Genomic DNA, 8349 nt, shown 5'->3' with positions numbered 1-8349 from the left:
ACGTTCCTGCAAAGTATGATAAAAATTATCCTTATGCCCTTTGCCTTCCACCATTTCCACGCCTACCAGGTCAATCATCTGCGGAAAAATGATCTTCATTAAACCGCCGCGGTATAACAGGTCAAGCCCTACGGAGGGTTTGGTGGATAACATGATCTTGTTAAACTCGTCGGTTATACGTTCCTGCGATACGATCTTGATCCGGTGTGCATTTTCCTGGATAGCTGTAAAGGCTTCAGGATGAATGGTGAACTGCAGCTGGGAGGCAAAGCGGATGGCCCGCATCATGCGCAGGGGATCATCGCTGAAGGTTTGCGAAGGTTCCAGCGGCGTGCGGATCAGCTTTTGATCCAGGTCGGCCAGGCCATTGAAGGGATCCAGCAGGCTGCCGTAATCATCTTCCTTAAGGCTTACGGCCATGGCGTTAATGGTGAAATCGCGGCGCAGCTGATCATCCTGCAGGGTACCGGCTTCTACTTCCGGGTTGCGGGAATGATCACGGTAACTTTCTTTACGGGCGCCTACAAACTCTATTTCCAGCTCGTTCCATTTTATTTGTGCGGTGCCATAGGTTTTAAAGAAGTTCACCGGCACATTCTCCCCTATGATGGACGCTACTTTATGGGCCAGGGCAATGCCATCGCCCACACATACCACGTCCATATCTTTGGTATTGCGGTTCAATAATTTATCACGCACAAAGCCGCCGATCAGGTAGCAGGGCAGGCCCAGCTCCCGGGCAGCAACCGCTATCTGCTCTAACACTTTACGTTCCTGCAAAGTACAGGGAATGTCTATAGGCTTTCTGCTGATCATACTAGAAAAAGATATAAAAACCGCAAAAGTATTCCTTTAATTAATAATTCAGAATTAATCCTGAACAATAACACGTAACCCTATTCAGAATGAGTTACTTGTAATTTATTCGCGTATCACATCCATACTGCCGTTATTATGCAGGCGGATAATGCGGGAGGGCGGTTTTACTTCCGTATCATCCTGCCGGTATTGCACCACATAATTTACGCCATCCTTTATAAGCGGGTCAATAGCCGCAAAAGTGGCCGGGGCTGGCTGTCCGCTGAGGTTGGCCGATGTGGACACCAGGGGTTTGCGCAGGCGTTTAATAAGGTGGCGGCAAAACTCATCCTGTACAATACGTATAGCCACGCTGCCATCTTTATGCACCACATTCGGGGCCAGGCCCAATGCGCCATCGTAGATAACGGTGGTGGGGCGGTCAAAACCTTCCAGGATGTTGGCCAGGTCCGGATGCGGGTGGGCAATGTACTGCATAAGGTCACGTATATCTGCCAGTAGTATTACCATGCTTTTAGCTTCATCCCGTTGCTTGAGGGTAAAGATATCCTGCACGGCTGTTTCATTGGTAGCATCGCAGCCAATGCCCCATACGGTATCTGTTGGGTATAGAATAAGGCCGCCTTCGCGGAGCACCCTCAACGAGGGGGTAATATCGTTTTCGAATGGCATGTTTCGATTCTTTTGAATTAATAATTAATAATTAAGAATTAATAGACGTAGTGCCTGCTTTTCAAGTGAACTATTATTTTTCGTGATTATTAATTATTCATTTTTAATTATTAATTATTACTTATAAACTTTGGTAAACGGCCATCATGGCGGCTGCACATTTATCGGCGGTAAAACGTTGTGCGTGGATCCAGCCTTTTTCACGCATGGCCTGCGCCAGCGCAGCATCTTCCAGTACCTGCGTAATGGCGTGGCCAATGGTTTGCGGCTGCAGCGGATCAACATACAAAGCTGCATCCCCGGCGGTTTCTGCAAAGCAGGAGCCCTGCGAGGTTATGACCGGCGTACGGCTCCACAACGCTTCCAGGATCGGAATACCAAAGCCTTCAAAGATAGAGGGGTACACCAATGCCTGCGCACCCTGGTATAACAAAGGCAGATCCGTGTACGCCGGACGGCGCTGCTCATTCAGCCATATCACCTGCTGCTGCAGGCCGTTTGCGGCTATAAAGCTTTTTACTTTCTTTTTATAGGATCCGCCATCGCCCAATACCACTAAAGGTATTTTTAACTGCTGCTGCTGTAATGCCTGTACGATGCCTAAGAGGTTCTTACGCTCGATCACCGATCCTACATACAATAAATAAACCGGTGGCAGGCCGTATTGCTGCCGCATTTCCTGCACTGCTTCCTTTGTATGCGCTATGGCAAACATGGGATCACAGCTTTGATATACTACGGCTATTTTCTCCGGCGGTGTATGGTAGTAAGTGATAAGGTCGGCCCGGGTTTGCTCACTGATGGCCACTACCCTGTTTGCCTGCTCACAGGCATACTTTGCCTTGCGGCGATAGGTTTGCACATCAATGGGATTATACTGGCCGGGATAACGTTCAAAGATCAGATCGTGCATAGTAACCACACTTTTTATGCCACTGCGATGGATGCCAAAAGGTATTTCATGGCTCAGGCCGTGGTAAAGATCTATCTTGTGCGCCAGCAGATCGCCTACCACATACCTGCTGCGCCAGGCAGCGCGGAACCAGCGGTGCAGGGGCTTTTGCGGGAGCACTGCGGGCAGCGTGGTGTTGAACATACCTGTTTGCTTTGGTGCAAAAAGGTAATAATGATGTTCCGGGAAATACGTGGCCAGGGCACTGATCAGCGACCGGCTGTAATTGCCCAGTCCTGTGTTATTCTGAAAAGCCCTTTTGGCATCGAAGGCGATGTTCAACTTTAGTGGTTTTGGTTTGATGGGTGCCTTTTTTAAGAAGGACCAGGGGCCAAAATAAGGAAAATTTTGTTGGGCCGGGAAGTGAAGGTAAGAGACCGCATTAATTCCGGGTGTTTTGCAACTTTATACTGCAGTAACCGTCATATGAGCTATTAGTGAGCTACAACGAACTACAACATCAAACAGACCGGCAACTGGTAGAAAGGGTGCTGCAAGGCGACAGGCACGCCTTTAGCGTCATTATAACCGGTACTGAAAGGCTTGTTGCACAAATTGTACAGCGCATGGTATCCAGGGCAGAAGACCGAAAAGACCTGGTGCAGGATATTTACCTCAAGGCATTCCGTCACCTGGGCGGCTTCAGGTTTGATGCAAAACTATCTACATGGATAGCCAATATTGCCTATCATACCTGTATTAATTTCCTTGAGAAAAAGAAAATACTGCTTACCGGTGAGAATTATGAGCATCTGCCTGAAACCGGGGCGGCTGAACAAAGCCTGCAGGGAAAAGAGCTGTCGGGTATTATTAATGCTGCCATAGATGAACTGCCGCCGGTATACAAAACTATCTTTGTATTGTTCCATAAGGAGGAGCTGAGCATCAGCGAGATATGTAATATCACCTCTATGCCTGAAGGCACGGTGAAAAGCCATCTTTTCCGGGCCAGAAAGCAATTGAAACAGATCATATTATCGCGCCATAAAAAAGACAGCTTATGAATACAGAACATGTGAACGAAGAAGCGCTACAGGCGTATGCGATGGACCGGCGTAGCTGCGATGCCGTTGTTGCTGATCATATTGAGCATTGCCCGGCGTGTAAAACAGCTGCGGACAATTACAGGCTGTTATTTAGCCTTACGGCGGACCTGCCCGATGCGGCGCCGGAGTTTGACACGGTGCAGCTTGTGATGCCAAAGCTGAAAGAACGCAAGTGGTTTGACTGGCTGCTGGCGGCTATTGTTGCAGTAACTGTTGCGGCTACTTTTTTCCTGTTCGGGGCCTATGGCAAATACCTGCTGGGCAATGTAAGCGGCCTTCCCTTATACCTGGCGCTGGCGGTAACCGCTGTTGTTATATTGCTGCAGGTAATAAAAATGATGAAAAATTTCAGGCGGTCGTGCAACCTTATTACGGGCGGGCTGTCTGCTTAAATGAAAACAATAATGATGAAAAAGAAGATCATATTATGGGGCGCCGCATCGCTGGCTGCGATACCGGCCATCGCCCAACCTGTTAGTGAACCGCTCATAGACCGGGCGCTGGTATTTGATGTGGTGAACATTTGCGGGATCATACTGGCCCTTTATGTAGTGTCCAGGTTTATAGTAACGCTGGTGCAGCTGTACCTGGATAGCCGGCTGAAAACCCGGATGCTGGATGCGGGCACACCTGAAACGGTGATCACGCAGCTGCTGCAGCAAAAACTGGGTAATGGACTGAAAGCTGCGCTGCAATGGGGCTGTGTACTGGCTTCGCTGGCTGCAGGCCTGGCCATTATTTATTTCATGGGGCCTGTTACCTTATTATCTGTAGCTGTGCTGGCCGGCAGCATTGCCGTGGGCTTGCTGGCATATTACTTACTTTCAAAAAGGAATCTATGAAACTGGCTTTTTTCCTGGCAGCCTTTAGCCTGATCTTCATCCGGGTGTATTTTAAGAACTGGTGGCACGGGCCTCATGTTCCGGGCAAAGTGAGTATTACGGTAAAGACCGATGATGATTATGAGCGGGTACAATACGCAGGCAGGATCAGCTTTTCACCTGATGAAAAGCGCATTGAGCGTATGTCGCCCGGCGCTTATATACGTTACCGGCATAACAGCACCCGCTTCTCGGCAGAAAGTGATGTAAAAGGAGCGATCACATATGATACTCCCGGCAAGGATAATATGGCGGAAGCTATTCATGAAATGATCGCCTTCGGGTATGATGCAAAAGCAAGAATGGAAAGGGTATTTGAACGCGGCGGGGACAGCGCCCTTTTGCAGGCCATACCCCAGCTCAGATCTTCAACAGCATCTCAACTATACCTGCAGCAGCTGTTACGCAATGATGTTATAACAGACCAGGTGCTCAACGGCGTCCTATCCTATATTAACCAGCAGGGTGATAATGAAAAAAGAAAATTGCTGGAGCTGCTGATGAATAAGATCTGTTTAAGTCCCGGCCAATGGCCCGCCGTTGAGCAAGCCATCTCCCTTATACACTCCACACCTGACCGCTCAGCCATGGAATCCCTGGCTAAAGAAAAACAACAACTGAAATAAATACGGATGAAAAAAATGCTTCTGGCCTTATGGTTTACCATAACGGCCCTGCAAACTATTGCCCAGCAGGTAAAAAAACATTCGCTGGTACATACCAGGCTGGATGTAAGTTTCGACTATAAAAAATGTTACCTGTACGGCAGGGAATGGGTAAAGCTCAGGCCTTATGCTTACTCGGCTGACTCCGTGCAGCTGGATGCCAAAGGCATGATCATACGGGAAGTGAGCCTTGTAACCGGTAAAGGTAAGCAGGCATTACATTATTCTTACGATGGCATGGTGCTGGCAATAAGCCTGGGCAAAGCATACAGCCCTGCGGATACCTATACCCTGTATATTGATTATACGGCCAGGCCCAATGAGCTCAAAGGAAGGCGCAGGGAAGAAAAGGGATTGTATTTTATTAACCCCGACAGCAGCGAGGACAAGCCGGTGCAGATATGGACGGAGGGAGAACCGGAGAATGCCTCTGTTTGGTTCCCTACGATCGATAATCCCAACCAGCGCACAACATCGGAGATCAGCATGACCGTGCCTGCTAAATACACCACCCTTTCCAATGGCTATCTTGCCACGCAAAAGAACAACGCTGACGGCACCCGCACTGATACCTGGAAAATGGATAAGCCGCATGCGCCCTACCTGTTTATGATGGCAGTGGGCGACTTCCGGATATACAAAGACTATTGGCATGGAAAAGAGATCAGCTATTACCTGGAGCCAGACTACGCCCCTTATGCCAGGGATATTTTCGGGCAAACCCCGGAGTCTGTTGATTTTTTTTCAAGGCTGCTGGGTGTTGATTTTCCCTGGAACAAGTATGCTCAAATTGTGGTGCGCGATTATGTTAGCGGCGCAATGGAAAATACCACTGCTACCATGACCGGAGAAGCTGCACAGGGCAACACCCGGCAGCTGGCAGACCGGTATTATGACACCGGGATACAGCATGAGCTGTTCCACCAATGGTTTGGCGATTATGTGACGGCAAAGAACTGGGCGAACCTTTGCATGAACGAATCTTTTGCAGACCTGGGTGAGCTGCTATGGCTGGAATACAAATACGGGGCAGATGCAGCCGGCGAGCATTGGCACCAGGGCCTGAAGGGCTACCTGGACGATACTGCCAATGCCGCCAAACCACTGGTGAATTATGCTATTGAGCATCCGCGTGAGATCTTTAACGGGGTTACCTACCAGAAAGGAGGACGCATCCTGTACATGCTGCGCAACTATCTCGGGAACGATGTGTTCAACAAAGGACTGCACCTGTACCTTGTTCAAAACGCCTATAAGAATGCTGAAGCAGCACAACTACGTTTAGCCATGGAAGAAGCCAGCGGCATTGACCTTCAATGGTTCTTTGACCAGTGGTTTTACGGTGCAGGCCATCCTGTGCTGGATATACGTTATGAATGGGATGCTGCTTCCCGCACGGCAACCGTATTCATTGAGCAGCTGCAGCCGGGGCATACATTCCGTTTACCCCTGGCAGTGGATATTTATGCAGCGGACGGAAAACAGCGTGAACAGCTTTGGCTGTACAACCGGAAAGATACTTTTCATTTTAAAGCAAACCAGGAACCGCTGCTGGTGAATGTAGATGCGGACAAGGTACTGGTATCACAGAAACAGGATCATAAAACCATGCAGGCATTCGCTTACCAGTTCTTTCACGCGCCGCTGTTCATGGACCGCTGCGAAGCGCTGGAAGCGGCGGCCGCAGCCCCGGGCAACGACACGGCACAACAGATCATTACGGCTGCGCTGAAAGACCGTTTTCCCGGCATCCGCAAAAAAGCATTGGCTATCCTTACCCAAAAGCAGGAAGACATCCGTAATACGGATCCGGCCTTACAGCGCATGACCCTGCCTTTAATAGCCGGCATCGCAGCATCTGACAGCAATACGCTGGTGCAGGCCAGGGCAATCACAACACTGGCTGTGCTGAAAGACAGCGCTTATCTGCCGGCATTTATAAAAGCATTATCCAGCATCTCTTACCAGGTGCAGGCCGCGGCATTGACTGCCATCGCCCAAATAAACCCGCCTACGGCCATACAGTACGCTAAAAGCCTGGAGAAAGATAATCTTGGTGTGCTGAGCAAGGCTATTGCCGGGGTTTACAGCTCATTTGGCGATGAAAGCCAATGGTCTTTTATGTATAACCGCCTTCTGAATGGTTCACTGCGGGATAAGGCACAACTCACTCAAAGCTTTGCTGTTTTTGTCGGGCGCATCCATGATCCCGCGCTGGCACAGCAGGGCATTGAGCTAATGAAACAGATTGCCATCCGGTATAAACAGAAAGGCGCCGGCACCTTTATATCCGGCTTGCTTGTAAAAGTGAAAGAGCAGCGTACCGGCGCGCATGATGAAGCTTCTGCCGCCGCTGCAGAAAATGCGATACAGGCAATTGCTGCCGCGCTCTGAGCAGGCAACGATGCCTGCTCTTTTCCTGAAACCGGCCGCACCGGGAACAAAGCCCTACCCTATTAACCAAATGGCGTTTATATTTGTGGAAAATTTCAACAATGGAACTAAAAGAACAAATACTGACCGTTTGGAACGACCGTAACCTGCTGGAAGACATGCAATATAAAGACGCTATCAGGGCTGTAATAGAGGCAGTGGATAAAGGCAAATTACGTGTAGCGGAACCTACGGCAGACGGATGGCAGGTAAATGAATGGGTGAAACAGGCTATACTCCTGTACTTCTGCATTCAGCCTATGCAAACCATTAGCCTGGCGCCTTTTGAGTTCTATGATAAAATGAAGCTGAAAACTAACTTCAAAGACCTGGGTGTGCGCGTGGTACCGCATGCTATTGCCCGTTACGGCGCTTTTATAGCTAAAGGCGCTATCCTGATGCCTTCTTACGTGAATATTGGCGCGTATGTAGATGAAGGCACCATGGTGGATACCTGGGCTACTGTAGGCTCCTGCGCGCAGATAGGCAAGCATGTGCACCTGAGCGGCGGCGTAGGTATTGGCGGTGTACTGGAACCCTTACAGGCCAGCCCCGTGATCATTGAAGACGGCTGCTTTATAGGTTCCCGTTGTATAGTAGTGGAAGGCGTGCGTGTTGAAAAAGAAGCGGTATTAGGCGCTAACGTGGTGCTGACCCAATCTACGAAGATCATTGATGTAACCGGCAGCGAGCCTGTGGAGCTTAAAGGCCGTGTACCGGCACGCAGTGTAGTGATACCCGGCAGCTATACCAAAAAATTCCCTGCCGGCGAATACCAGGTGCCTTGTGCGCTGATCATTGGGCAGCGTAAGGAATCAACGGATCTGAAGACGAGCCTGAATGATACGCTAAGAGCGTTTAACGTAGCAGTGTAGTTGTTA

The 8349-nt window shown here is 49.5% G+C and carries 8 protein-coding genes and 1 pseudogene; 6 read left to right on the top strand and 3 right to left on the bottom strand.

Annotated features, from left to right (window positions below; all coding sequences use genetic code 11):
- The 3 genes and pseudogenes from VIM87_RS01860 to VIM87_RS01850 all read right to left on the bottom strand — a co-directional run.
- A pseudogene (locus VIM87_RS01860) lies at window positions 1-816 on the bottom strand (CCA tRNA nucleotidyltransferase); the annotation flags it as partial.
- 105 nt (window positions 817-921) lie between these two features.
- Window positions 922-1491 carry an L-threonylcarbamoyladenylate synthase gene (locus VIM87_RS01855; protein ID WP_331995327.1) on the bottom strand — a complete coding sequence of 190 codons (570 nt, stop codon included), beginning with the start codon at window positions 1489-1491 and terminating at the stop codon, window positions 922-924.
- A 121-nt stretch (window positions 1492-1612) separates the two neighbouring features.
- Window positions 1613-2725, bottom strand: a complete 1113-nt coding sequence (locus VIM87_RS01850) for a glycosyltransferase family 1 protein (RefSeq protein WP_331995326.1) — start codon at window positions 2723-2725, stop codon at window positions 1613-1615.
- Between the two features lie 155 nt (window positions 2726-2880).
- Here VIM87_RS01850 and VIM87_RS01845 point away from each other — a divergent pair, with 155 nt between their 5' ends.
- The 6 genes from VIM87_RS01845 to VIM87_RS01820 all read left to right on the top strand — a co-directional run bounded on the left by VIM87_RS01845 (window position 2881) and on the right by VIM87_RS01820 (window position 8343).
- Complete coding sequence (locus VIM87_RS01845; RefSeq protein ID WP_331995325.1) at window positions 2881-3447, top strand: RNA polymerase sigma factor; 567 nt, start codon at window positions 2881-2883, stop codon at window positions 3445-3447.
- Window positions 3444-3881 carry a hypothetical protein gene (locus VIM87_RS01840; RefSeq protein ID WP_331995324.1) on the top strand — a complete coding sequence of 146 codons (438 nt, stop codon included), beginning with the start codon at window positions 3444-3446 and terminating at the stop codon, window positions 3879-3881. Before VIM87_RS01845 ends, VIM87_RS01840 begins: the two co-directional genes overlap by 4 nt.
- Window positions 3882-3893: 12 nt before the next feature.
- Window positions 3894-4331 carry a hypothetical protein gene (locus VIM87_RS01835; protein ID WP_331995323.1) on the top strand — a complete coding sequence of 146 codons (438 nt, stop codon included), beginning with the start codon at window positions 3894-3896 and terminating at the stop codon, window positions 4329-4331.
- Window positions 4328-4996, top strand: a complete 669-nt coding sequence (locus VIM87_RS01830) for a hypothetical protein (RefSeq protein WP_331995322.1) — start codon at window positions 4328-4330, stop codon at window positions 4994-4996. Before VIM87_RS01835 ends, VIM87_RS01830 begins: the two co-directional genes overlap by 4 nt.
- A gap of 6 nt (window positions 4997-5002) precedes the next feature.
- Window positions 5003-7429 (top strand): M1 family metallopeptidase, encoded by a 2427-nt coding sequence (locus VIM87_RS01825; protein ID WP_331995321.1) that lies wholly within the window; start codon window positions 5003-5005, stop codon window positions 7427-7429.
- Between the two features lie 101 nt (window positions 7430-7530).
- Window positions 7531-8343, top strand: coding sequence for a 2,3,4,5-tetrahydropyridine-2,6-dicarboxylate N-succinyltransferase (locus VIM87_RS01820; protein ID WP_331995320.1), 813 nt, complete (start codon window positions 7531-7533; stop codon window positions 8341-8343).
- Window positions 8344-8349 lie beyond the last annotated feature (6 nt).

Source organism: Chitinophaga sp. (assembly GCF_036569125.1).
Lineage (GTDB): Bacteria > Bacteroidota > Bacteroidia > Chitinophagales > Chitinophagaceae > Chitinophaga.
Note: the sequence above shows the minus strand (reverse complement) of the source record. Positions and strands in the feature narration are given on the sequence as shown.

Bases quoted from the DNA above. Each gene is read 5' to 3' on its own strand.
- VIM87_RS01855 (WP_331995327.1), bottom strand. From the start codon at position 1,491: ATGCCATTCGAAAACGATATTACCCCCTCGTTGAGGGTGCTCCGCGAA.
- VIM87_RS01840 (WP_331995324.1), top strand. From the start codon at position 3,444: ATGAATACAGAACATGTGAACGAAGAAGCGCTACAGGCGTATGCGATG.
- VIM87_RS01835 (WP_331995323.1), top strand. From the start codon at position 3,894: ATGATGAAAAAGAAGATCATATTATGGGGCGCCGCATCGCTGGCTGCG.
- VIM87_RS01830 (WP_331995322.1), top strand. From the start codon at position 4,328: ATGAAACTGGCTTTTTTCCTGGCAGCCTTTAGCCTGATCTTCATCCGG.
- VIM87_RS01825 (WP_331995321.1), top strand. From the start codon at position 5,003: ATGAAAAAAATGCTTCTGGCCTTATGGTTTACCATAACGGCCCTGCAA.
- VIM87_RS01820 (WP_331995320.1), top strand. From the start codon at position 7,531: ATGGAACTAAAAGAACAAATACTGACCGTTTGGAACGACCGTAACCTG.